Below are 21,932 nucleotides of genomic sequence, written 5' to 3'. Positions count from 1 at the left end.
TGTTTGTAATTAAGAAATCTGACTGCCTGACCCGGCACGCTTTACCTCGTGTTGACCCTACCGCTGCCGGGACATAATGAAAAACAAGGGCTATGAGATGAATACGCTACAAATTTTGAGCTTTGTTGGTTTTACGCTACTGGTGGCGGTTATCACCTGGTGGAAGTTACGAAAAGCGGATACCGGTTCGCAGCAGGGATATTTTCTGGCGGGACGTTCGTTAAAAGCGCCGGTTATTGCCGCCTCGCTGATGTTAACTAACCTCTCAACGGAACAACTGGTGGGATTAACCGGCCAGGCTTACCGCAGCGGTATGTCGGTAATGGCATGGGAAGTCATCTCCGCAATTCCGCTTATTTTTCTGGCGCTGATCTTTCTGCCACGCTATCTGCAACGCGGCATTGCAACGATCCCGGATTTTATTGAAGAGCGCTATGACAAAACCACCCGCATCATTATCGATTGCTGTTTTTTGATTGCGACGGGAATCTGTTTTTTACCCATCATTCTGTATTCCGGCGCGCTTGCCTTTAACAGCATGTTTCATGTCACTGAAACCTTTGGTATTTCACAACATACGGCGATCTGGCTGATGGCTGTCGTGCTGGGGATTAGCGGCATCCTGTATGCTGTCGTCGGTGGGATGCGGGCGATTGCCATTGCCGATGTGATTAACGGTATCGGCCTGGTGATTGGCGGCCTGATGGTGCCGCTGTTTGGTCTGATGGCGATGGGGAAAGGCAGTCTGAGCGAAGGTATTACGCGTTTAACCCAGGATCACAGCCAGATGCTGAACTCGATTGGCGGCAGCAACGATCCGGTGCCGATTGGCGCGGCGTTGACCGGGCTTATCCTGGTCAATACGTTCTACTGGTGCACCAACCAGGGGATCGTTCAGCGTACGCTGGCATCAAAAAGTTTATCGGAAGGGCAAAAAGGGGCGCTGCTTACGGCGGTGTTGAAGATGCTGGACCCGCTGATTCTGGTGCTGCCGGGCGTTATCGCTTTTCATCTCTTTCAGGATCTACCGAAAGCAGACATGGCCTACCCGGCGCTGGTGAACAAAGTGATGCCGCTGCCGCTGATTGGCTTTTTTAGCGCGGTGCTGTTTGGCGCGATTATCAGCGCATTCTGCGGTTTTTTGAACAGTGCTTCGACCCTGTTTAGCCTCGGTATCTATCGCCGACTGATTAATGAACAGGCCAGCCCCGATAAACTGGTCACTGTTGGTCGTCGCTTTGGCTTTATTGTGGCCGTGATCTCCGTGCTGGTGGCGCCGTGGATCGCCTATGCGCCGCAAGGGCTCTACAGTTGGATGAAACAGCTCAACGGGATTTATAACGTGCCGTTGGTGACCATTGTTATTATGGGCTTTTTCTTCCCGCGTATTCCGGCGCTGGCTGCGAAGGTCGCAATGGGACTCGGTATTGTCAGTTACATCACCATCAACTACCTGGTGAAATTTGATTTTCATTTCCTCTATGTGCTGGCCTGCACCTTCTGTATCAACGTCGTGGTGATGTTGCTCATTGGCGTGATTAAGCCGCGTGCAACGCCGTTTAAATTTCATGATGCGTTTGCGGTTGACATGAAACCGTGGAAAAACGTGAAGATCGCCGCCGTTGGCGTCCTGTTCGCGATGATTGGCGTCTATTCTGGTCTGGCGCAGTTCGGTGGCTATCAGACCCAGTGGCTGACCATTCTCAGCTACGCCATCACCGCTGCGGTGGTTGTTTACCTGATTTACAGCTCATGGCAGACGCGCCATTCCGCGCCTGTGGTTTATGTTTCTGACGCTAAGGATAAAGCATGACCCGTCCGAATTTTCTGTTCATTATGACCGATACACAGGCGACCAATATGGTGGGCTGCTATAGCGGTAAGCCACTGAACACGCAGCATATTGACAGCCTGGCCGCTGAAGGGATTCGCTTTAACTCCGCGTATACCTGCTCGCCGGTGTGTACGCCAGCCCGCGCGGGGCTTTTTACCGGTATTTATGCCAATCAGTCCGGCCCGTGGACGAACAACGTCGCGCCGGGGAAGAACATCTCCACGATGGGGCGTTATTTTAAGGATGCAGGCTACCACACCTGCTATATCGGCAAATGGCACCTCGACGGGCACGATTACTTTGGCACCGGCGAGTGCCCGCCTGAGTGGGATGCCGACTACTGGTATGACGGCGCGAACTACCTTTCTGAACTGACGGAGAATGAAATCAGCCTGTGGCGTAACGGACTAAACAGTATTGAGGATTTGCAGACCAATAATATTGATGAGACCTTTACCTGGGCGTATCGCATCAGCAACCGGGCGGTTGATTTTCTCCATCAGCCAGCGAGAGATGACGAACCGTTCCTGATGGTGGTCTCTTATGATGAGCCGCATCATCCGTTTACCTGTCCGGTTGAGTATCTGGAGAAGTATCAGGATTTTTATTATGACCTGGGCGCGAAGGCGCAGGATTCGCTGAGCAATAAACCTGAGCACCATCGGCTATGGGCGCAGGCGATGCCGTCTCCGGTGGGCGATGATGGCTGTTATCATCATCCGCTCTACTTTGCTTGCAATGACTTTGTTGACGATCAGATTGGGCGGGTGATCAATGCGTTAACCCCGGAACAACGTGAGAATACCTGGGTGATTTATACCTCCGATCACGGTGAAATGATGGGGGCGCACAAACTCATCAGCAAAGGGGCGGCAATGTATGATGACATTACCCGCATCCCGCTGATTATGCGCCCGCCGCAGGGAGCGCCGCAGCAGATCGATACGCCGGTCAGCCATATTGACCTGCTGCCTACGATGATGGCGCTGGCGGGGATTGATAAGCCCGATATTCTTCCGGGTGAAAACATCCTGGCCGTTGAAGCGCCGCGCGGGGTGATGGTGGAGTTCAACCGCTATGAGATCGAGCATGACAGCTTTGGCGGCTTTATTCCGGTGCGCTGCTGGGTGACGGATAACTGGAAGCTGGTGCTGAACCTGTTTACCAGCGATGAGCTGTACGACAGGCGTAATGACCCGGATGAACTGCATAATCTGATTGCTGCGCCGGAATTTGCCGGTGTTCGCAGTCAGATGCACGACGCGCTGCTGGATTACATGGATAAAATCCGCGACCCGTTCCGCACGTATCAGTGGAGCCTGCGTCCGTGGCGTAAAGATGCCCGGCCGCGCTGGATGGGGGCATTCCGCCCACGTCCGCAAGACGGTTATTCTCCGGTGGTACGTGATTACGATACCGGTTTGCCCACGCAAGGCGTGAAAGTAGAAGAGAAAAAGCAGAAGTTTTGATGCGTTATGCCCGGTGGCGCTACAAAAACGCAATACCGTAGGCCGGATAAGGCGCTTACGCCGCCATCCGGCAATAATAATGCCCGGTGGCGCTGCGCTTACCGGGCCTACAAAAGCGTAATACCGTAGGCCGGATAAGGCGCTTACGCCGCCATCCGGCAATAATGATGCCCGGTGGCGCTGCGCTTACCGGGCCTACAAAAGCGTAATACCGTAGGCCGGATAAGGCGTTTACGCCGCCATCCGGCAATAATTTAAAGGAGCCGTCATGAAGATTTCCCGCCTCGGAGAAGCGCCGGATTACCGCTTCTCGCTGGCAAATGAGCGTACCTTTCTGGCGTGGATTCGCACCGCGCTGGGGTTTCTGGCGGCGGGCGTCGGGCTTGACCAACTCGCACCGGACTTCGCCACGCCGGTGATTCGCGAACTGCTGGCGCTGCTGCTGTGTCTCTTTGCGGGCGGCCTGGCGATTTATGGCTATCTGCGCTGGCTACGCAACGAAAAAGCGATGCGTCTGAAAGAAGACCTGCCGTACACCCATAGCCTGATGATAATCAGCCTGATGCTGATGATTGTTGCGGTGATTGTCATGGCGCTGGTGTTGTATGCCGGATAGCCGCAAAGCCCGCCGTCAGGTTGATCCCGGTCTACAGCCGGAGCGCACGTCGCTGGCCTGGTTTCGTACCCTGTTAGGCTATGGCGCATTGATGGCGCTGGCGCTGAAACATAACTGGCATCAGGCGGGGTTTCTGTTCTGGGTTTCTATTGGCGTGCTGGCGATTGTCGCGCTCATCCTCTGGCGCTATACCCGCAGCCGTAACCTGATGGATGTGGCGCACAGTGATTTTTCCGAATCTCGCGCCGTGCGTGACAAATTTTTGATCTCTCTCGCGGTGTTGTCCCTCGCAATACTGTTTGCTGTAACGCATATTCGTCAACTTATCGTCTTTATTAGGGATGTTGCATGACAGGATGTCAGGTCATGGCTAAACCGGCCAGCTCACGTTGTAACCTTGATTGCCATTACTGTTTTTATATCGATAAACCCTCTCAACCCGTTATGGATAACGCGACCTTAGAGGCTTTTATTTGCCAGCATATTGCCGCACAGCCGGTTGATGATGTGCTGTTTGCCTGGCAGGGCGGAGAGCCGACGCTGTGTGGACTCGATTTTTTTCACCGCGTGGTCGCGTTGCAAAAACGCTATGGAGAGGGGAAACGCATCCAGAATACCTTCCAGACTAACGGCATTTTACTCAGTGACGAGTGGTGCCGATTCTTACGCGATAATGGCTGGCTGGTCGGTATCTCACTGGATGGCCCCGCCGATTTACATGATGTTTACCGCGTTAGCCGTAGTGGAAAACCAACGCATCATAAGGTGGTGGAAGCGATAGCAAGGCTGGTTGCCCATCGCGTGGACTTCAACCTGCTGGTGGTGGTGAATCGGCTGAACAGCCAGCAGCCTGCGCGTATGTATCGCTATCTTCGCCAGCTTGGCACGCCTTTTCTTCAGTTCATTCCGCTGGTTGAACATGACGATAGCGACAAACTGACCGCTGATTCCGTGACGTCGGAAGACTGGGGGCATTTTCTCAACGATGTGTTTGATCTCTGGATTCGGGAAGATATTGGGCGCGTTTTTGTGCAACTGTTTGATTCGATGCTGGGCGTGTGGAGCGGGCATCCGGCACAAATGTGCGCGCTTAGCGAAACCTGCGGTCACGCGTTCGCCCTGGAAGCAAACGGCGATCTCTATCAGTGCGATCACTATGTCTACCCGGCGTTCCGGCTGGGTAATATCCATCAAACGCCGCTACATATGCTGAATGCCAGCCCGCAGGCGAGTGAATTTGGACAGCAGAAAAAATCAACGCTGGGGGCGGATTGCCTGGACTGCGCCTTATTGCGATTCTGCAACGGTGATTGTCCAAAGCATCGGGATTTAAGCGGGAAAAGCGTGCTGTGCGGCGGGTATAAAGCGTTTATTAACCACACGTCGCCGCATATGCGCGTCATGCGGGATCTGATTAAACAGCATCGCTCACCGATGGAGCTGATGGCGATGCTGCGTTAAGGTCAGTGACGTTTAGCGCCCTTTCGCCAGGTACTGCGCCATCTCTTCTTCCGGCACCATACCGCCGCCGGTCGCCCATACCAGATGCGTGGCGTGATTAAGCTGCTCAGCGCTGAAGGCGTGCATCTGCTGGTAATCCGTCGAACGGCAAACACGCTGCGGCCCGGCCATTCCCGCCAGTGCGGACGGCTCCAGGCGAATGCCTTCTTCCTGCGCCAGCCAACCCAGCATGTCGTACATCGTCCGATCGTCGAGGGTGTACAGCCCGTCCAACAGACGTTCCATTGCCCGCCCTACAAACCCGGATGCGCGCCCCACCGCCAGGCCGTCTGCCGCCGTCAGGTTATCGACGCCAATCTCCTGGACGGAAATGGCATCATGCAGACCGGTATATACGCCCAGTAACATGCACGGAGAGTGGGTTGGTTCGGCGAAGAAGCAGTGGACGTTGTCGCCAAATGCCAGTTTCAGACCAAAAGCTACGCCGCCAGGGCCGCCGCCAACGCCGCACGGCAGGTAGACAAACAGCGGATGGTCGGCATCCACCACGCGCCCCTGCTGCGCAAACTGAGCCTTCAGGCGATGCCCGGCCACCGCATAGCCCAAAAACAGCGTGCGGGAGTTTTCATCGTCAATAAAGAAACAGTTTGGATCGGACTGTGCCGCTTTGCGTCCTTGCTCAACCGCTACGCCGTAATCCTCTTCGTATTCCACTACCGTTACGCCGTGGCTGCGCAGTTTGGCTTTCTTCCAGGCGCGGGCGTCGGCGGACATATGCACCGTCACCTTAAAGCCGATACAGGCGCTCATAATGCCAATCGACAGCCCCAGATTACCGGTTGAACCCACGGCAATGCTGTACTGGCTGAAGAACTGCCTGAACTCCGGTGAAAGCATTACGCTGTAGTCATCTTCGGTCGTCAGCAGACCCGCCTCCAGCGCCAGTTTTTCCGCGTGGGCCAGCACTTCATAAATCCCGCCACGGGCTTTTATCGAACCGGAAATCGGTAAGTGACTGTCTTTTTTCAGCAGAAGTTCGCCGCTGATTTTCTGTCCGTACTCTTTTTCCAGCCGCTGCTGCATTGCGGGGATGATCGCCAGTTCAGACTCAATAATCCCGCCGGTTGCGGCGGTTTCCGGGAAGGCTTTTGCCAGATACGGCGCGAAACGGGCCAGGCGGGCATGCGCATCCTGTACATCCTGCGCTGTCAGACCAACATAGGGTAAACCTTCCGCAAGAGAGGTGGTGCCTGGGTTAAACCAGGTCGTTTCTTTGAGGGCGATCAGATCCTCTACCAGAGGATACTGAGCGATGAGTGAAGTCATTTTAGCGTTTTCCATAATACGTCTCTTTGCGCTTAGATGATAAAGGAAAGCAGGAATGTGCCCGCCAGAGCAACAACCGACGCGATAAATGTCGCGGTTGTATAGTACTTAAATGTTTCATTCAGGGTGGCGCCGCAGTATTGCTTCACCAGCCAGAAGAGGGAGTCGGTCACGATCGTGCAGCCAATCGCGCCGGAACCGATGGCAATGGCGATGATCTCCGGGCTGACGTTGGGGTAGAGCGGCAGCATCGGCGCGACAATCGCCGTCGCGCCCATCATCGCGACCGTTGCGGAACCCACTGCGGCGTGCAGAATCAGCGCCACCAGCCAGGCCAGCAGAATCGGGTGCATGTGCATATTGGAGAGGATCACCGCCAGCGTATCCGCCAGACCGCTGCTTTTGAGGATAGCGTTGAACGCGCCGCCTGCACCGATAATCAGCAGGATGTTAGCAATCGAGCCAAAGCCGTTTTCGGTATGGGTCAGCAACGTACCCATACCGATATGCTGACGCAGGCCGAGAATGTAATAGGCCACGAAAACGGCGATAAACATTGCGGTGATCGGGTTGCCGATAAACTCCAGTAGCGTATACAGCGTGCCGCCCTGCGTCATATTCAGTTCGGCAACGGTTTTTACCAGCATCAGGCCAATCGGCAGCAGGACGGTAAACAGCGTCGCGCGTAAAGAAGGCAGCGTATTTTCATCGCGCACTTCGAGATCCGCAAACTCCGTCGGCACCGGCTTAAACGGCAGGCGGTTGCCGAGGAACTTCAGGAATAGCGGCCCACCGACCAGCGACGCCACCAGCCCAACCAGCAAACCGTAGACGATAACGGAACCGATATCCGCGCCCAGCTTATTCGCCACAAACAGCGCAGCCGGATGCGGCGGCACCACGCAATGCACCGCCATTAGCGCGGTACACAGCGGAATAGCCAGCTTCAGCAGCGACGTGTTGGTTTTCTTCGCTATCGAAAATGCCAGTGGGATGAGCAGCACCACACCCACTTCCACAAACAGCGTGATGCCGCAAATCAGCCCCACCAGCACCATGATCACGTCAGCGGAAAGCCAGCGGCAACGCTGGAGCGTCAGGCCGATCCGTTCTGCCGCGCCGGACACTTCCATCATTTTGCCGAGAATGGTTCCGAGACCGATGACGGCGGCGAGGAAGCCTAACGTGCCGCCAATACCGCTTTCAATCGCATTGACCATCTCCAGCGGCCCCATGCCCATCATCGCGCCCACAAAGAAACTGGCCAGCAGCAGTGCCAGAAACGGGTGGAACCTGAATTTCACGATGGTCAGCACGATTAGCACGATGCTTACCAGCAGCGTGCTCACAACCCAAATTTGAGAGTGCATATCTCACCTTACCCTGTGATTAACATAGGCGTATTGGACGAAAAAACGGCACTTGCTGACAAACGATATAAATTGCCCTTCACATGAACCAGATTGAATCAAAAGGGTGATTTGCATCCAATAATGGTCTGTTTATGCGATATGGTTCACTTTGATTCATCTTTACGCTGATTTTCCAGGCGCATTTTTTTACACTGCAAAGCCAAAAAGAGGTCACAGAGGCGGCGATGGAACCCTTACGCGACGGCAGAAACCGTTTACTCAACGGCTGGCAATTATCAAAGCTGTACACCTTTGAAGTGGCGGCCAGGTATCAGTCTTTTGCGCTGGCGGCGGATGAGCTGTCGCTAAGTCCCAGCGCGGTCAGCCATCGAATCAATCAACTGGAAGAGGAACTGGGGATTCAGCTCTTTGTCCGTTCGCACCGCAAAGTGGAACTCACCCATGAGGGCAAGCGGGTATTCTGGGCGTTGAAATCGTCGCTGGATACGCTGAATCAGGAAATCCTCGATATTAAAAATCAGGAGTTGTCAGGGACGCTGACCGTCTATTCGCGGCCTTCGATTGCTCAGTGCTGGCTGGTGCCTGCGCTGGGAGATTTTACTCGCCGCTATCCGTCCATCTCGCTGACCATGTTGACCGGTAATGACAACGTGAATCTCCAGCGGGCAGGGATTGATTTAGCGATCTATTTTGATGATGCGCCCTCGGCGCAGCTGACGCATCACTTCCTGATGGATGAGGCCATTCTGCCGGTGTGCAGCCCCGAATATGCCCGTCATCATGACTTAACGAATGCGCGGGTTAACCTGCGCCACTGTACGCTCCTGCATGACCGACAGGCATGGAGCAACGATTCCGGCACCGATGAATGGCACAGTTGGGCGCAGCATTTTGGCGTGAATCTGCCGACATCGTCGGGCATTGGCTTCGATCGTTCCGATTTAGCCGTTATTGCGGCAATGAACCATATCGGCGTGGCGATGGGGCGTAAACGGCTGGTGCAAAAGCGTCTTGATAGTGGCGAACTGATTGCGCCTTTCGGCGAGATGACGCTGAAATGCCACCAGCACTATTATGTGACCACGCTGCCTGGCAGACAGTGGCCGAAAATCGAGGCGTTTATCGGCTGGTTGCAGGAGCAGGCGACGTAGCGTTTGCCACGCGAAGATTTATTGCATGTAAAGCCAGAAAGCGTGCTAAATACGTGATATGACTCCTGATGATTTGCTTAAGGACAATCGTGTTAAAGCCGCTTGCTTCTCTCTTCCTGCTCGTCAGCGCCACGGTGTGCGCGGCTCAGCCGCCGTTGACCGCTTCACGCTATGCGCAGCAGCTTGGTGTGGGGATGGACGTTGACTGGGCGCGCACCGAACGGGGTATCCGGGAGTTTGATCCTCTGGTGGTGCGTGATTTCCAGGCGAAGGGATTTAAGCATGTGCGCATACGCGTCGCGGGAGAGCCGACGGAAGCACGACTCATCCACCTGCGAAAACTGGTGGAGGCGTGTGAGCAGTATGGCGTGATTCCGATCATTGCTTATCAGGCCGATGAGTATAAAAACGACCCCAGCCCCGGCAATGAACAAGAGGTGATCAACTGGTGGGTAGCCGTCGCGCACTATTTTGCGCAACGTTCGCCGCTGCTGGGGTTTGACCTGATTTATGAACCGGCGGAGAAACTCAACCACAGCCAGGCTTCCCTGAACCGGGTATATGACAAAACCATCCGCACCCTTCACGCGATTGACCCCCAACGCATGATTTTTGTCGCGCCTCGTCTGCGCGCCGCGCCGGAAGCGTTGTCGGCCCTAAAACTGCCCCCGCAAAGCCAGAATTACGTGCTGGCGGAGTGGCATATCTTTCCGTGGGGGCCGTTGAAAAATAACGGTAAATACCCGTGGACGTCGGGCACGGCGGCGGAGAAAGCGGCGATTCGCGCGCGAATTAACGCCGCCGTGCGCTGGCAGCAAAAAACCGGCCATGTCAGTTGGGTTGGCGGCTGGGCGCCGGGTGAATCAATCAAAAATAGCCCTTCCGCTTCGCAGCTCGCGTTTGCCCGGTTTATGGCGTGCGAGTTGCAAAGGGTGAATATTCCGTATGCGATTAACGCGGATACGCAGTTTTATGACGGAGAAGAAGGGGCGTGGCGTCCGGCGCTGGAGCCGCTCCTGACCACGATGATCTCGCCGGTATGTGAAAAGCCCGGCGGGAAACCGGGCCATCATTCGATTAAATCGTCTGCCCCTGATGCGGCACACGCGACGCCAGCGGCAGCCAGCACAGTAAAATCAGCAGCCCCATAAGCGTCATCAAAAAGCCGAGGCTACCCTGCCCGGTTTGCGGCAGCATTGCGGAGAGCCACGCCAGCACGCCGGAGCCGATGTTTTGCAGGCCGCCCACCAGCGCGCCAGCTGTTCCGGCGAGGAATGGGAAAGGTTCCATCGCGCCGCTGGTCGCCAGTGGGAACAGCATTCCAGCGCCGAAGAAGAACAGCGCGGCGGGGATCAGCAGCGTCCAGACGTTCATCACGCCAAACAGACCTGGAACCCACATCATGAGGCCCGCCAACAGGCAACTGAATACCGACTGCCACATCAGCGTTGCGAAGCGCTTATTCGGGCGACCCGCAAACCACGCGCCGAAAAACGCCGCCGGAATTGGCAGAATAAACAGGATGCTCACCACCATGCTGCTCAGACCCAGCACCGCTCCCATCAGCACGCCGGAGCAGGCTTCAAAGACGGCGATTCCCGCCAGTCCGCCAATCAGCATCAGCAGATAACAGGTAAATGCGCCGTTGCCGAATAATGTTTTATAGCTGGTGATCAGGCGGGTACGTGGTGCGCCTGTGGGGCGCGTCTCCGGCATCCAGCGCGCCATACTGAAGGTGACGCCTGCGCAGAGAACCAGCAGGAAAACGTAACAGGCGCGCCAGTTCCAGACGGTATCCAGCAGTCCGCCAATCAGCGGCGCCAGCAACGGACTCACCAGAATCCCCATATTCAGCAGGCTGTTAGCGTGGCGTAACTGCGTACCTTCATACAGATCGCGCGGCAGCGTACGCGCCATCACGCCGCCGACGCCGGTGCCCATGCCCTGCAACGCGCTGGCGGCAATCAATACCGTCAGGCTGTGGGTGGTAATCGCGACCAGCGTAGCCAGCATAAAAATGGACATCCCGACGAGGATTACCGGGCGGCGCCCTACCCGATCGGAAAGCGGGCCGTAAAACAGTTGCGATACGCCGTAGGTGAGCAGGTAAGCGGCCATGACGCTTTGTACTGCCCCTTCACGAACGTTCAGTTCACGCGCCATATCGGCAATGGCGGGGATATAAATGGTTTGCGCCATCTGCCCGACGGCCACCAGTAATACCAACATCAACAACAAATTGACGCTTCTCTGCCTTTTCATTTCGCTGATTACTTTTTAAAAAAGAAAAAAATAAGAATAAGGTGCTACGCATTCCCATAAATGCGAGTGGAATCTACCACACTAAAAAAAGAAGGCCATATTCACGGCGGGAATAGCGCGGGAGCCGAACGGCAGGATATGTAAACAAAAAGCGGCAACAATTGTTGCCGAGAGATTATTTTACCGCAGTTTGATGGTGCCCGGCGGCTCCCGTAGGCCGGATAAGGCGTAGCCGCCATCCGGCAATCAGGATAAACGCAGCAATATCGCCCCGGCGGCAATCCCGCCAGCCGCGACCAACCGTAGCCCGGCGACTTTCTCATTGAGCAGCAGCCAGGCAATCAGCGCGCCGAACAGAATGGATGTTTCACGCAGTGCGGCCACCACGGCCAGCGGCGCCTGAGTCATCGCCCACAGCGCCAGCCCATAGGAACCCATCGTGCCGATACCGCCAAAAATGCCTTTCTTCCAGTGCTGCGCCAGATAGCGCGATGCTTCCCGCCGCCGGGCAATCATCGCCCAGCCAAGCAGACAGGTACCGTTCAACAAGAAGGTCCACAGCGTATAACCCAGCGCGGTTTCCGACACCCGCACGCCCGTGCCGTCCACCAGCGTATAGCCAGCGATAAAGCAGGCGTTGATCAGCGCCAGCGTGATACCCCGCCGGGAGCGGGCACGACCGTTACAGGCCATGCCGAGAATCGCCAGGCAAATTACCGCGATACCGAGCCAGGCCATTGTGGAAAGGCTATCGCCAAGAAACAGGACGCTAATTATCGCCACCAGCAGCGGTGCGGTGCCGCGCATCAGGGGATAGGTCTGGCTCATATCCGAAACCTGATAGGTTTTGGCGACCAGCACGGTATAAACCACCTGTAAGGCGGTGGAGGCGGCTAAAAAAGGGATGCTGGCGGCGGGAAGGGGTGGGGCGAAGGGCAGACACGCCAGCGCCATCAATGCTGCGGAACCACTGACGCTGATTGCGGAGTAAAGTTTGTCATTTCCCGCCTTCACGATGGCGTTCCAGCTGGCATGCAGCAGCGCGGCGAACAGTAAAATGCAGAAAATGGAAAGGGTCATGGTTCAGGTATCGTCAGTGGTTGTCATAAAAACGTAACATATCGACGATGGACAAGCACCAGGCAGATGATGAAAGGGGAGCGGTTGCCCGCTCCCCTTCGGTGCGGCTTGAATCTGAATTACCGGAGGTATTTCAGAACGGCATCAAGCAGTTGCAGTGCAGCAACAATGAGTTTCAGGATAAGAATAGCGATATCCACGAGGCTCATACGCTCTCCTTCTGGTAAAAGGAGCACGGTGCTGACGTACCTCTCCGCCGCCTGTTGTCAGCACCTTTTGTTGACATAACACAGTGTGCTCACACGGGGGTTAAGGCGCTGACGGCACCACCCGTTTCAGCCAGGACTTTGTTGCGCCGGTTACGATGCGGCCCCCTATAACACATTGCGTACAGTGATATTATAGATAAATACTGTATGAATGAACAGTATTTTGTGGACGGATCGCGACTTCTGATCCATACTCAAATGCGTCAAAATTCGTGCCGAAATTGCGTGTTCTTCGCGGAACGCGTATACTTCTGATGTTGATATAACACAGTGTGCTTTGCGGCAACCAACCGCATAACGCTGATAAAAACCTCGCTCCGGCGGGGTTTTTTGTTTTGCAGGCCAGCGTCGGCATCTGGCAAAGCGTGATCGTCGACGCATTTTTGTGCAGATGAAAAATTTTCCGTTGTCATGCCTGAAAAGCTGTGCTTGTATAAAACCTGTTAATCCATAAACAGACAAGGTCCCTAATGAACCCTTCCATGCTGACTGCGACCCTACTAAAAACTGCGCAACCTGCCGCAGTGGTCGTCGTGCGTGTGGTGGTGGTCGTCGGCAATGCGCCGTAGGGACTGGAACAACACACGATTCCAAAACCCCGCCGGCGCAAACCGGGCGGGGTTTTTCGTTTAAGACACCTTCCCGGCAAGTCGGCCCAGAATAAAAGGACTGGAGCATGGCAAGTTCGGGCACAACATCAACATCCCCGCGTACGCGCTTTACGGGCGCAGAGTTTATCGTTCATTTTCTGGAACGTCAGGGCATTAAAATCGTCACTGGCATTCCGGGCGGTTCGATTCTCCCCGTTTATGACGCCTTAAGCCAAAGTACGCAAATCCGCCACATCCTGGCGCGCCATGAACAGGGGGCGGGGTTTATCGCTCAGGGGATGGCGCGAACCGACGGTAAACCCGCGGTATGTATGGCCTGTAGCGGGCCGGGCGCGACTAACCTGGTCACCGCCATTGCCGACGCGCGTCTCGACTCCATTCCGTTGGTATGCATCACCGGTCAGGTTCCGGCCTCGATGATCGGCACCGATGCGTTTCAGGAAGTCGACACCTACGGCATCTCTATCCCCATCACAAAACATAACTATCTGGTCAGAGATATCAATGAGTTGCCACAGGTAATGTGCGATGCGTTTCGTCTTGCCCAGTCCGGGCGCCCTGGGCCGGTGTGGATAGACATTCCTAAGGATATACAGACGGCGGTGTTTGACATTGAAGCGTTGCCTGCTCCGGCTGAAAAAATGGCGGCGCCGGAATTCAGCGCTGAGAGCATTCGTGATGCGGCGGCGATGATCAACGCCGCGAAGCGCCCGGTGCTGTATCTTGGCGGCGGCGTGATTAACGCGCCTGCGCGCGTGCGTGAATTGGCGGAAAAAGCCAGACTGCCCACCACTATGACCCTGATGGCGCTGGGCATACTGCCGAAGGCGCATCCGCTTTCTCTGGGCATGCTGGGCATGCATGGCGCGCGCAGCACAAACTATATTCTGCAAGAGGCGGATCTGCTGGTGGTTCTGGGGGCGCGTTTTGATGACCGGGCGATTGGCAAAACCGAACAGTTCTGCCCGAATGCCAAAATCATCCATGTGGATATCGATCGCGCGGAACTGGGTAAAATTAAACAACCGCACGTTGCCATTCAGGCTGATGTTGATGACGTTCTGGCGCAGTTGATTCCGCACATTGAGGCTCAGCCACGCGAAGAGTGGCATCAACTGGTGGCGGATTTGCAGCGCGAGTTCCCGTGCGCGATCCCTGAAGCCAGCGATCCGCTCAGCCATTACGGGCTGATTAATGCCGTTGCCGCCTGCGTGGATGACAGCGCGATTATCACGACCGATGTAGGCCAGCACCAGATGTGGGCCGCACAGGCTTATCCGCTCAACCGTCCACGTCAGTGGCTGACTTCCGGCGGGCTGGGGACGATGGGTTTTGGCTTGCCTGCGGCGATTGGCGCGGCGCTGGCGAACCCGGACAAGAAAGTGTTGTGCTTCTCCGGCGACGGCAGCCTGATGATGAATATTCAGGAGATGGCGACCGCCAGCGAAAACCAACTGGATGTAAAAATTATCCTGATGAATAACGAAGCGTTGGGGCTGGTGCATCAGCAACAAAGCCTGTTCTACAAGCAGGGCGTGTTTGCTGCCACCTATCCGGGGATGATCAACTTTATGCAGATTGCCGCTGGTTTTGGTCTGGAAACCTGTGATTTAAATAATGAAGCCGATCCGCAAGCGGCGCTGCGGGAAATCATCAGCCGCCCAGGACCGGCGCTGATCCATGTACGTATTGATGCAGACGAAAAAGTTTATCCGATGGTGCCGCCGGGTGCGGCCAATACTGAGATGGTGGGGGAATAAACCATGCAGAAACAATCACATGAGAACGTTATCCTGGAACTCACCGTCCGTAACCATCCTGGCGTCATGACGCACGTTTGTGGGCTGTTCGCCCGTCGCGCTTTCAACGTGGAAGGGATTCTTTGTCTACCCATCCAGAGCAGCGACCAGAGCCGCATCTGGCTACTGGTCAACGACGATCAGCGTCTGGAGCAGATGATTAGTCAGATCGATAAACTGGAAGATGTGGTGAAAGTGGCGCGCAATCAGTCCGATCCGTCAATGTTTAATAAAATCTCGGTTTTCTTTGAGTAATAATGGCTATCTGAACAAGGGGAAACCCTTGTTCAGGTTAATTATTTGAGAGTGTTATATAACTATAAGTAATATTTTCGGACGTGACGTGTCTTTATTATCCGGTTTATGAACTGTCTTATTTGCAGTATAGAAAGTATCTTTTCGGACAAAGTGACCAATACTCGCCTGAGCGTCTGGGGCGCTTCTTTACGATGTCATATTGCAATGATATTATGCGCCGGGTTGCTGTGATTCAGAGCGAATAACTAATGGAAATCGTTGAGCATCTTTTTATTGTTTGCTCCCCGCTTCAGCTCAGAATTGTTTCTAAGATTAAAGCGAGGTATAAACACGCACGTTTTCATATCATCTACCTTAAAACAAAGGTAGAGTTAAAATCCTATATATATGAAACGGTTAATAATGAATTCTCTTCTGGCTTAGTCGCCAGTATGGATTATGGCTTTATTAACATGCTGAAAATCAATCGCTTTCTTTCTCATAAAACAATCCATTATGTCTATATGGCGAATATCAGCCATCTTTCAGTGCAATACATTCTAAAAATGTTGTCTGATGACGTTAAGATTAGAACGTTTGATGATGGCATTCTGAGTATCAACTCCGCAGGCTATCTTGATAAACAAATAAAACTACGAAAAGGCCCCGGTCGTAAGTTGACGCGGATGTGGCTTGGTCAGCATTATAATATCAGGGATATCGCGAAAAGAAGTGAGCTGCATTTCTCTATCGTAAAGCATAAAAGCAAAAGTAGAAATGTAGACTGCGATATTGTTTATATTGATGTTCTCTCAGAGGAGAAACAGCGCTTGCATACTGAGCGCAGTGCGCCTGTCTATGCCGGGGAGATCAATGTCTTTGTGGGCTCGAAATTTAAAGATATCCTTGATGTGAAAAATGATTCCAACCTTATTGCGTTGATTCATAAGATAGAGACGCTCGCAGCGCACTATCCTTCACTCCAGTACCTCAGGCACCCAAGAGAGTACAGCCAGCAGGTGTTTGGCATGACGGAAATTACGCTGAACGCCATTTCTGAAGATTATATTTGCCAGTTATCTTCGGCTTACCAGCGAGTGAATGTCTTTGGGTTTGCAAGCACTTGCCAGCTTAATGTGATGAAATTAGAGAATGTCTACATCACACTGCTAAAAACCACCCTGATCCGGCCCGATATTCGGGATTCCTTTGCGCTTTTTTCTGATTGCGACAAAGTGCGTATCTGCGACCTGGACAGTATGGAACCATAACGGAGTCGTACGCCCGCCAGACGCATTGAATACTGCTCACGGCTTGAACAGCCATGCGCTTATCGTTAAGGTAAGCGCTTTGTTGGATGGCCGGCCTACAACGGCTCCCGCCCGTAGGCCTGATAAGCGCAGCGCCATCAGGCACTTTCAAGTACCAGGACAGAACCATGATCACCATCGCCCTTATTGACGATCACCTTATCGTCCGCTCCGGCTTTGCGCAGCTGCTGGGGCTGGAACCTGATTTACAGGTTGTGGCCGAGTTTGGCTCAGGGCAGGAGGCGCTGGCGGGATTACCGGGGCGCGGCGTGCAGGTCTGCATCTGCGATATCTCCATGCCGGATATCTCCGGGCTGGAGTTATTAAGTCAGCTTCCTAAAGGGATGGCGACGATAATGCTGTCGGTGCATGACAGTCCGGCGCTGGTGGAACAGGCGCTGAACGCCGGTGCGCGCGGCTTCCTTTCCAAGCGCTGTAGCCCTGATGAGCTGATTGCCGCGGTACACACGGTGGCGACGGGCGGCTGTTACCTGACGCCGGATATCGCCGTTAAACTGGCGGCCGGACGGCAGGACCCGCTGACCAGACGTGAACGCCAGGTGGCGGAAAAGCTGGCGCAGGGAATGGCGGTGAAAGAGATCGCCGCCGAGCTGGGGCTGTCGCCAAAAACGGTACACGTACATCGCGCCAATCTTCTGGAAAAACTGGGCGTCAGCAACGATGTTGAACTGGCGCGCCGCATGTTTGATGGCTGGTGATGAAAACCATCCTTTCCCGGTTAATTACCGTTATTGCCTGCTTTTTTATCTTCTCCGCCGCGTGGTTTTGCCTGTGGAGCATCAGCCTGCACCTGGTTGAGCGCCCGGAGCTGGCGGTACTGCTGTTCCCGTTCGGTTTACGCCTGGGGCTGATGTTGCAGTGTCCGCGCAGCTACTGGCCGGTATTGCTGGGCGCGGAATGGCTGCTGGTCTGGTGGCTGGCGCAGGAAGTGGCGCTGGCGCATCTACCGCTTTTGATGATCGGAAGCCTGTTGACGCTGCTGCCTGTGGCATTAATCTCCCGCTATCGCCATCAGCGCGACTGGCGCACCCTGCTGTTACAGGGCGCGGCCTTGACGGCGGCGGCATTGTTACAGTCTCTGCCCTGGTTAGGCCAGGGGGAAGAGACGTTAAACGCGCTGCTGCTGACGCTTACCGGCGGGTTGACGCTGGCGCCCATCTGTCTGGTGTTCTGGCATTACCTGACCAGCACCACCTGGTTACCGCTCGGCCCGGCGCTGGTCTCGCAGCCGGTGAACTGGCGCGGGCGGCATCTGGTCTGGTATCTGCTGCTGTTCAGCGTCAGCCTGTGGCTACAGCTGGGTCTACCAGCTGAGCTGTCACGCTTTACGCCGTTCTGCCTTGCGCTGCCGATTATTGCGCTCGCCTGGCATTACGGCTGGCAAGGGGCGCTGATCGCGACGTTGATGAACGCCATCGCGCTGATTGCCAGCCAGACCTGGCACGATCATCCCGTTGATTTACTGCTTTCTCTGCTGGCGCAAAGCCTGACAGGGCTGCTGCTTGGCGCGGGGATTCAGCGCCTGCGCGAACTCAACCAGTCGCTGCAAAATGAACTGGCGCGTAACCATCGTCTGGCGGAACGCCTGCTGGAAACGGAAGAGAGCGTGCGGCGCGACGTAGCGCGGGAACTGCACGACGACATCGGTCAGACCATCACCGCCATTCGCACTCAGGCGGGAATTGTACAGCGGCTGGCGGCGGATAATGGCGGCGTAAAACAGAGCGGGGCGCACATTGAGCAACTGTCGCTGGGCGTGTATGACGCGGTGCGTCGCCTGCTGGGGCGCTTGCGTCCACGCCAGTTGGATGACCTGACGCTGGAACAGGCTATCCGTTCGCTGATGCGGGAAATGGAGCTGGAAAGTCGCGGCATTATCAGCCATCTCGACTGGCGAATAGACGAGTCTGCGCTCAGCGAAAGCCAGCGGGTAACGCTGTTTCGCGTTTGTCAGGAAGGGCTGAACAACATTGTGAAACACGCTAATGCCAGCGCGGTTACGCTACAGGGCTGGCAGCAGGATGAGCGGCTGATGCTGGTGATTGAAGACGATGGCAGCGGCCTGCCGCCGGATTCCGGCCAGCAAGGCTTTGGTCTGACCGGGATGCGCGAGCGCGTGACGGCGCTTGGCGGCGTGCTGGCCATCTCCTGTACGCACGGCACGCGCGTTAGCGTGTCGTTGCCTCTGCGTTACGTTTAAGGAGCGGCGATGCTGACGTTTCTGAAAGCTCCGGTAAATGCGCCGTTGATAACCGATAAACACGAAGTTGATGCGCGTTACCGCTACTGGCGGCGACAGATCTTACTTACCATCTGGCTTGGCTACGCGCTGTTCTATTTCACCCGTAAAAGTTTTAATGCCGCCGTGCCGGAGATCCTCGTCAGCGGCGTGCTGACCCGCAGTGATATCGGCCTGCTGGCGACGCTGTTTTACATCACCTATGGCCTGTCGAAGTTTGTCTCTGGCATTGTCAGCGACCGTTCCAACGCCCGTTATTTTATGGGCATTGGGCTGATCGCCACCGGCGTGGTGAATATCCTGTTCGGTTTCTCCACGTCGCTGTGGGCCTTTGCATTACTGTGGGCGTTGAATGCCTTCTTCCAGGGCTGGGGAGCGCCGGTGTGCGCCCGTCTGCTGACGTCCTGGTACTCGCGTAATGAGCGTGGCGGGTGGTGGGCTATCTGGAATACTGCGCATAACGTCGGTGGGGCGCTGATTCCGATCGTCATGGCTGCTGCCGCTCTGCATTACGGCTGGCGCGCCGGGATGATGATTGCCGGAACGCTGGCGATTATCGTCGGCATTTTTCTCTGCTGGCGGCTGCGCGACAGGCCACAGGCTATCGGTTTGCCAGCGGTCGGGGACTGGCGGCATGATGAGCTGGAAATCGCTCAGCAGCAGGAGGGCGCGGGGTTGACCCGCAAAGAGATCCTGACCAAATACGTGCTGTTGAATCCCTATATCTGGCTGCTCTCGCTGTGCTATGTGTTGGTGTACGTGGTACGCGCGGCGATCAACGACTGGGGCAACCTGTATATGTCGGAGACGCTGGGTGTCGATCTGGTCACCGCCAACACGGCGGTCACGATGTTCGAGCTGGGCGGGTTTATCGGCGCGCTGGTGGCGGGCTGGGGCTCAGATAAACTGTTCAACGGCAACCGTGGGCCAATGAACCTGATTTTCGCTGCCGGAATACTGCTCTCTGTCGGTTCGTTATGGCTGATGCCGTTCGCCAGTTACGTGATGCAGGCGGCGTGCTTCTTCACCACCGGCTTTTTTGTCTTTGGCCCACAGATGCTGATCGGCATGGCGGCTGCGGAATGTTCGCACAAAGAGGCGGCGGGGGCGGCAACCGGTTTTGTCGGTCTGTTTGCCTATCTTGGCGCATCGCTCTCCGGCTGGCCGCTGGCGCAGGTGATGGAAACCTGGCACTGGACCGGGTTCTTTGTGGTGATTGCCATTGCGGCGGGCATTTCCGCCCTGCTGCTGCTGCCGTTTTTGAACGCGCAGGCGCCGCGCGAGGCCAGCATTACGTGACGGACTTCACCTTTTTACCCCGAGTGGGGCAAAACTAAGAAATTTTCCCGGTTTCGCCTGGACGCTGTCTCAGGCTGGTTGGGCGGCTGATTTTTACAATGCCTGCAATAAAGCAGGCTTAAAAAATCAGGAGATACCCGTCCCATGCTGAACTTCTTAAACCAGGTGCGTAAGCCGACCCTGGATCTGCCGCTCGATGTACGGCGCAAAATGTGGTTCAAACCGTTCATGCAGTCCTATCTGGTGGTCTTTATCGGCTACCTGACCATGTACCTGATCCGCAAAAACTTCAACATCGCCCAGAACGACATGATCTCCACCTACGGGCTGAGTATGACGCAACTGGGGATGATTGGTCTGGGCTTCTCGATCACCTATGGCGTAGGCAAAACGCTGGTTTCCTACTATGCCGACGGCAAAAACACCAAGCAGTTCCTGCCGTTTATGCTGATTCTTTCCGCTATCTGTATGCTGGGCTTCAGCGCCAGCATGGGGAGCGGTTCCGTTAGCCTGTTCCTGATGATCGCCTTCTACGCGCTGAGCGGTTTCTTCCAGAGTACCGGCGGGTCGTGCAGTTACTCCACCATCACCAAATGGACGCCCCGTCGTAAGCGCGGCACCTTCCTCGGCTTCTGGAATATCTCCCACAACCTCGGCGGCGCTGGCGCGGCAGGCGTGGCGCTGTTCGGCGCGAACTACCTGTTCGACGGCCATGTGATCGGCATGTTTATCTTCCCGTCGATCATCGCGCTGATTGTGGGCTTCATCGGCCTGCGCTTTGGCAGCGACTCCCCGGAATCTTATGGTCTTGGTAAGGCGGAAGAGCTGTTCGGCGAAGAGATCAGCGAAGAGGATAAAGAGACCGAAGAAAATGAGATGACCAAGTGGCAGATCTTTGTGGAATACGTCCTGAAAAACAAAGTGATCTGGCTGCTGTGCTTCTCCAACATCTTCCTGTACGTGGTGCGTATTGGTATCGACCAGTGGTCTACCGTTTACGCATTCCAGGAACTGAAACTTTCTAAAGAAGTGGCGATTCAGGGCTTTACCCTGTTTGAAGTGGGCGCGCTGGTCGGCACGCTGCTGTGGGGCTGGCTGTCGGATCTGGCGAACGGTCGTCGCGCGCTGGTGGCCTGTGTTGCGCTGGCGCTGATTATCGCCACCCTCGGCGTTTACCAGCATGCCAGCAACCAGTACGTCTATCTGGCGTCCCTGTTCGCGCTCGGCTTCCTGGTGTTTGGCCCGCAGTTGCTGATCGGCGTGGCGGCAGTCGGCTTCGTTCCGAAAAAAGCGATCGGCGCGGCGGACGGCATTAAAGGCACCTTCGCTTACCTGATCGGCGACAGCTTCGCCAAGCTGGGGCTGGGGATGATTGCCGACGGTACGCCAGTCTTTGGTCTGACCGGTTGGGCGGGCACCTTCGCCGCGCTGGATGCCGCTGCCATTAGCTGCATCTGCCTGATGGCGATGGTCGCGGTGCTGGAAGAACGTAAAATTCGCCGCGAGAAAAAAATACAGCAACTGAAAGTCGCTTAAGTGTGTATTAGTAATGTTTTGCCCGGCCTGGCGCCGGGC

The 21,932-nt window shown here is 55.4% G+C and carries 20 protein-coding genes; 15 read left to right on the top strand and 5 right to left on the bottom strand.

What is annotated here, in order from left to right; translation table 11 throughout:
• The first annotated feature begins 97 nt into the window (after positions 1-97).
• The 5 genes from OGV82_RS03510 (at position 98) to OGV82_RS03490 (ending at position 5,380) form a co-directional block, all read left to right on the top strand.
• Positions 98-1,813 (top strand): solute:sodium symporter family transporter, encoded by a 1,716-nt coding sequence (locus tag OGV82_RS03510; protein WP_047463838.1) that lies wholly within the window; start codon positions 98-100, stop codon positions 1,811-1,813.
• On the top strand, positions 1,810-3,303 hold the full coding sequence (locus OGV82_RS03505) for a sulfatase-like hydrolase/transferase (protein ID WP_058668309.1): 1,494 nt from the start codon (positions 1,810-1,812) through the stop codon (positions 3,301-3,303). The genes OGV82_RS03510 and OGV82_RS03505 overlap by 4 nt, the downstream gene beginning before the upstream one ends.
• A gap of 268 nt (positions 3,304-3,571) precedes the next feature.
• The gene (locus tag OGV82_RS03500; protein ID WP_012000784.1) at positions 3,572-3,919 is read left to right on the top strand and encodes a YidH family protein; all 348 of its coding nucleotides are present in this window, start codon (positions 3,572-3,574) and stop codon (positions 3,917-3,919) included.
• On the top strand, positions 3,909-4,271 hold the full coding sequence (locus OGV82_RS03495) for a DUF202 domain-containing protein (protein WP_012000783.1): 363 nt from the start codon (positions 3,909-3,911) through the stop codon (positions 4,269-4,271). Before OGV82_RS03500 ends, OGV82_RS03495 begins: the two co-directional genes overlap by 11 nt.
• Positions 4,268-5,380 (top strand): anaerobic sulfatase maturase, encoded by a 1,113-nt coding sequence (locus OGV82_RS03490; protein ID WP_180961899.1) that lies wholly within the window; start codon positions 4,268-4,270, stop codon positions 5,378-5,380. The genes OGV82_RS03495 and OGV82_RS03490 overlap by 4 nt, the downstream gene beginning before the upstream one ends.
• A 12-nt stretch (positions 5,381-5,392) precedes the next feature.
• Here OGV82_RS03490 and dsdA read toward each other — a convergent pair whose 3' ends face one another.
• Positions 5,393-6,721, bottom strand: a complete 1,329-nt coding sequence (gene dsdA, locus OGV82_RS03485) for a D-serine ammonia-lyase (RefSeq protein ID WP_047460146.1) — start codon at positions 6,719-6,721, stop codon at positions 5,393-5,395.
• A 17-nt stretch (positions 6,722-6,738) separates the two neighbouring features.
• Positions 6,739-8,076 carry a D-serine transporter DsdX gene (dsdX, locus tag OGV82_RS03480; RefSeq protein ID WP_047460149.1) on the bottom strand — a complete coding sequence of 446 codons (1,338 nt, stop codon included), beginning with the start codon at positions 8,074-8,076 and terminating at the stop codon, positions 6,739-6,741.
• 227 nt (positions 8,077-8,303) lie between these two features.
• Between dsdX and dsdC the strand changes: the two genes are divergently transcribed.
• Together dsdC and OGV82_RS03470 are read left to right on the top strand one after the other, a co-directional pair.
• Positions 8,304-9,230, top strand: a complete 927-nt coding sequence (dsdC, locus tag OGV82_RS03475; protein ID WP_101744159.1) for a DNA-binding transcriptional regulator DsdC — start codon at positions 8,304-8,306, stop codon at positions 9,228-9,230.
• Positions 9,231-9,319: 89 nt separating this feature from the next.
• On the top strand, positions 9,320-10,381 hold the full coding sequence (locus OGV82_RS03470) for a cellulase family glycosylhydrolase (RefSeq protein ID WP_225622034.1): 1,062 nt from the start codon (positions 9,320-9,322) through the stop codon (positions 10,379-10,381).
• Here the strand turns inward: OGV82_RS03470 and emrD are convergent.
• From emrD to tisB, 3 genes are all read right to left on the bottom strand, one after another.
• Positions 10,308-11,492, bottom strand: coding sequence for a multidrug efflux MFS transporter EmrD (gene emrD, locus OGV82_RS03465; RefSeq protein WP_047460156.1), 1,185 nt, complete (start codon positions 11,490-11,492; stop codon positions 10,308-10,310). The genes OGV82_RS03470 and emrD overlap by 74 nt on opposite strands.
• 246 nt (positions 11,493-11,738) lie before the next feature.
• On the bottom strand, positions 11,739-12,572 hold the full coding sequence (locus tag OGV82_RS03460) for an EamA family transporter (RefSeq protein ID WP_012000775.1): 834 nt from the start codon (positions 12,570-12,572) through the stop codon (positions 11,739-11,741).
• A gap of 119 nt (positions 12,573-12,691) precedes the next feature.
• The gene (gene tisB / locus OGV82_RS03455; protein WP_047460159.1) at positions 12,692-12,781 is read right to left on the bottom strand and encodes a type I toxin-antitoxin system toxin TisB; all 90 of its coding nucleotides are present in this window, start codon (positions 12,779-12,781) and stop codon (positions 12,692-12,694) included.
• 530 nt (positions 12,782-13,311) lie between these two features.
• On the opposite strand from tisB, the gene ivbL reads away from it, so the two are divergent.
• The 8 genes from ivbL (at position 13,312) to uhpT (ending at position 21,893) form a co-directional block, all read left to right on the top strand.
• Positions 13,312-13,410, top strand: a complete 99-nt coding sequence (ivbL, locus tag OGV82_RS03450; protein ID WP_047460165.1) for an ilvB operon leader peptide IvbL — start codon at positions 13,312-13,314, stop codon at positions 13,408-13,410.
• 107 nt (positions 13,411-13,517) lie between these two features.
• Positions 13,518-15,212 (top strand): acetolactate synthase large subunit, encoded by a 1,695-nt coding sequence (gene ilvB / locus OGV82_RS03445; RefSeq protein ID WP_012000772.1) that lies wholly within the window; start codon positions 13,518-13,520, stop codon positions 15,210-15,212.
• A 3-nt stretch (positions 15,213-15,215) separates the two neighbouring features.
• A complete protein-coding gene (ilvN, locus tag OGV82_RS03440) occupies positions 15,216-15,506 on the top strand; it encodes an acetolactate synthase small subunit (RefSeq protein WP_012000771.1) in 291 nt (96 codons plus the stop codon).
• A gap of 251 nt (positions 15,507-15,757) precedes the next feature.
• The gene (locus tag OGV82_RS03435) at positions 15,758-16,759 is read left to right on the top strand and encodes a glycosyltransferase family 52 protein (protein ID WP_047460168.1); all 1,002 of its coding nucleotides are present in this window, start codon (positions 15,758-15,760) and stop codon (positions 16,757-16,759) included.
• A gap of 167 nt (positions 16,760-16,926) precedes the next feature.
• On the top strand, positions 16,927-17,517 hold the full coding sequence (gene uhpA / locus OGV82_RS03430) for a response regulator transcription factor UhpA (RefSeq protein WP_024130070.1): 591 nt from the start codon (positions 16,927-16,929) through the stop codon (positions 17,515-17,517).
• Complete coding sequence (uhpB, locus tag OGV82_RS03425; RefSeq protein WP_047460174.1) at positions 17,517-19,019, top strand: signal transduction histidine-protein kinase/phosphatase UhpB; 1,503 nt, start codon at positions 17,517-17,519, stop codon at positions 19,017-19,019. The genes uhpA and uhpB overlap by 1 nt, the downstream gene beginning before the upstream one ends.
• A gap of 9 nt (positions 19,020-19,028) precedes the next feature.
• Positions 19,029-20,357 (top strand): MFS transporter, encoded by a 1,329-nt coding sequence (locus OGV82_RS03420; protein ID WP_047460177.1) that lies wholly within the window; start codon positions 19,029-19,031, stop codon positions 20,355-20,357.
• A 144-nt stretch (positions 20,358-20,501) separates the two neighbouring features.
• Complete coding sequence (uhpT, locus tag OGV82_RS03415; RefSeq protein WP_012000765.1) at positions 20,502-21,893, top strand: hexose-6-phosphate:phosphate antiporter UhpT; 1,392 nt, start codon at positions 20,502-20,504, stop codon at positions 21,891-21,893.
• Positions 21,894-21,932: the final 39 nt, after the last annotated feature.

This window comes from Citrobacter sp. CK191 (genome assembly GCF_030333435.1).
In the GTDB taxonomy this organism is placed as follows: Bacteria; Pseudomonadota; Gammaproteobacteria; order Enterobacterales; family Enterobacteriaceae; genus Citrobacter_B; species Citrobacter_B koseri.
The sequence above is the reverse complement of the archived record's forward strand: the minus strand, read 5'-3'. Positions and strand labels throughout refer to the sequence as shown.

Bases quoted from the DNA above. Each gene is read 5' to 3' on its own strand.
- OGV82_RS03490 (WP_180961899.1), top strand. From the start codon at position 4,268: ATGACAGGATGTCAGGTCATGGCTAAACCGGCCAGCTCACGTTGTAAC.
- dsdC (WP_101744159.1), top strand. From the start codon at position 8,304: ATGGAACCCTTACGCGACGGCAGAAACCGTTTACTCAACGGCTGGCAA.
- OGV82_RS03460 (WP_012000775.1), bottom strand. From the start codon at position 12,572: ATGACCCTTTCCATTTTCTGCATTTTACTGTTCGCCGCGCTGCTGCAT.
- OGV82_RS03435 (WP_047460168.1), top strand. From the start codon at position 15,758: ATGGAAATCGTTGAGCATCTTTTTATTGTTTGCTCCCCGCTTCAGCTC.
- uhpT (WP_012000765.1), top strand. From the start codon at position 20,502: ATGCTGAACTTCTTAAACCAGGTGCGTAAGCCGACCCTGGATCTGCCG.
- ivbL (WP_047460165.1), top strand. From the start codon at position 13,312: ATGAACCCTTCCATGCTGACTGCGACCCTACTAAAAACTGCGCAACCT.
- emrD (WP_047460156.1), bottom strand. From the start codon at position 11,492: ATGAAAAGGCAGAGAAGCGTCAATTTGTTGTTGATGTTGGTATTACTG.
- tisB (WP_047460159.1), bottom strand. From the start codon at position 12,781: ATGAGCCTCGTGGATATCGCTATTCTTATCCTGAAACTCATTGTTGCT.
- uhpB (WP_047460174.1), top strand. From the start codon at position 17,517: ATGAAAACCATCCTTTCCCGGTTAATTACCGTTATTGCCTGCTTTTTT.
- OGV82_RS03500 (WP_012000784.1), top strand. From the start codon at position 3,572: ATGAAGATTTCCCGCCTCGGAGAAGCGCCGGATTACCGCTTCTCGCTG.
- OGV82_RS03495 (WP_012000783.1), top strand. From the start codon at position 3,909: ATGCCGGATAGCCGCAAAGCCCGCCGTCAGGTTGATCCCGGTCTACAG.
- ilvN (WP_012000771.1), top strand. From the start codon at position 15,216: ATGCAGAAACAATCACATGAGAACGTTATCCTGGAACTCACCGTCCGT.
- dsdX (WP_047460149.1), bottom strand. From the start codon at position 8,076: ATGCACTCTCAAATTTGGGTTGTGAGCACGCTGCTGGTAAGCATCGTG.
- dsdA (WP_047460146.1), bottom strand. From the start codon at position 6,721: ATGGAAAACGCTAAAATGACTTCACTCATCGCTCAGTATCCTCTGGTA.
- OGV82_RS03505 (WP_058668309.1), top strand. From the start codon at position 1,810: ATGACCCGTCCGAATTTTCTGTTCATTATGACCGATACACAGGCGACC.
- uhpA (WP_024130070.1), top strand. From the start codon at position 16,927: ATGATCACCATCGCCCTTATTGACGATCACCTTATCGTCCGCTCCGGC.
- ilvB (WP_012000772.1), top strand. From the start codon at position 13,518: ATGGCAAGTTCGGGCACAACATCAACATCCCCGCGTACGCGCTTTACG.
- OGV82_RS03510 (WP_047463838.1), top strand. From the start codon at position 98: ATGAATACGCTACAAATTTTGAGCTTTGTTGGTTTTACGCTACTGGTG.
- OGV82_RS03420 (WP_047460177.1), top strand. From the start codon at position 19,029: ATGCTGACGTTTCTGAAAGCTCCGGTAAATGCGCCGTTGATAACCGAT.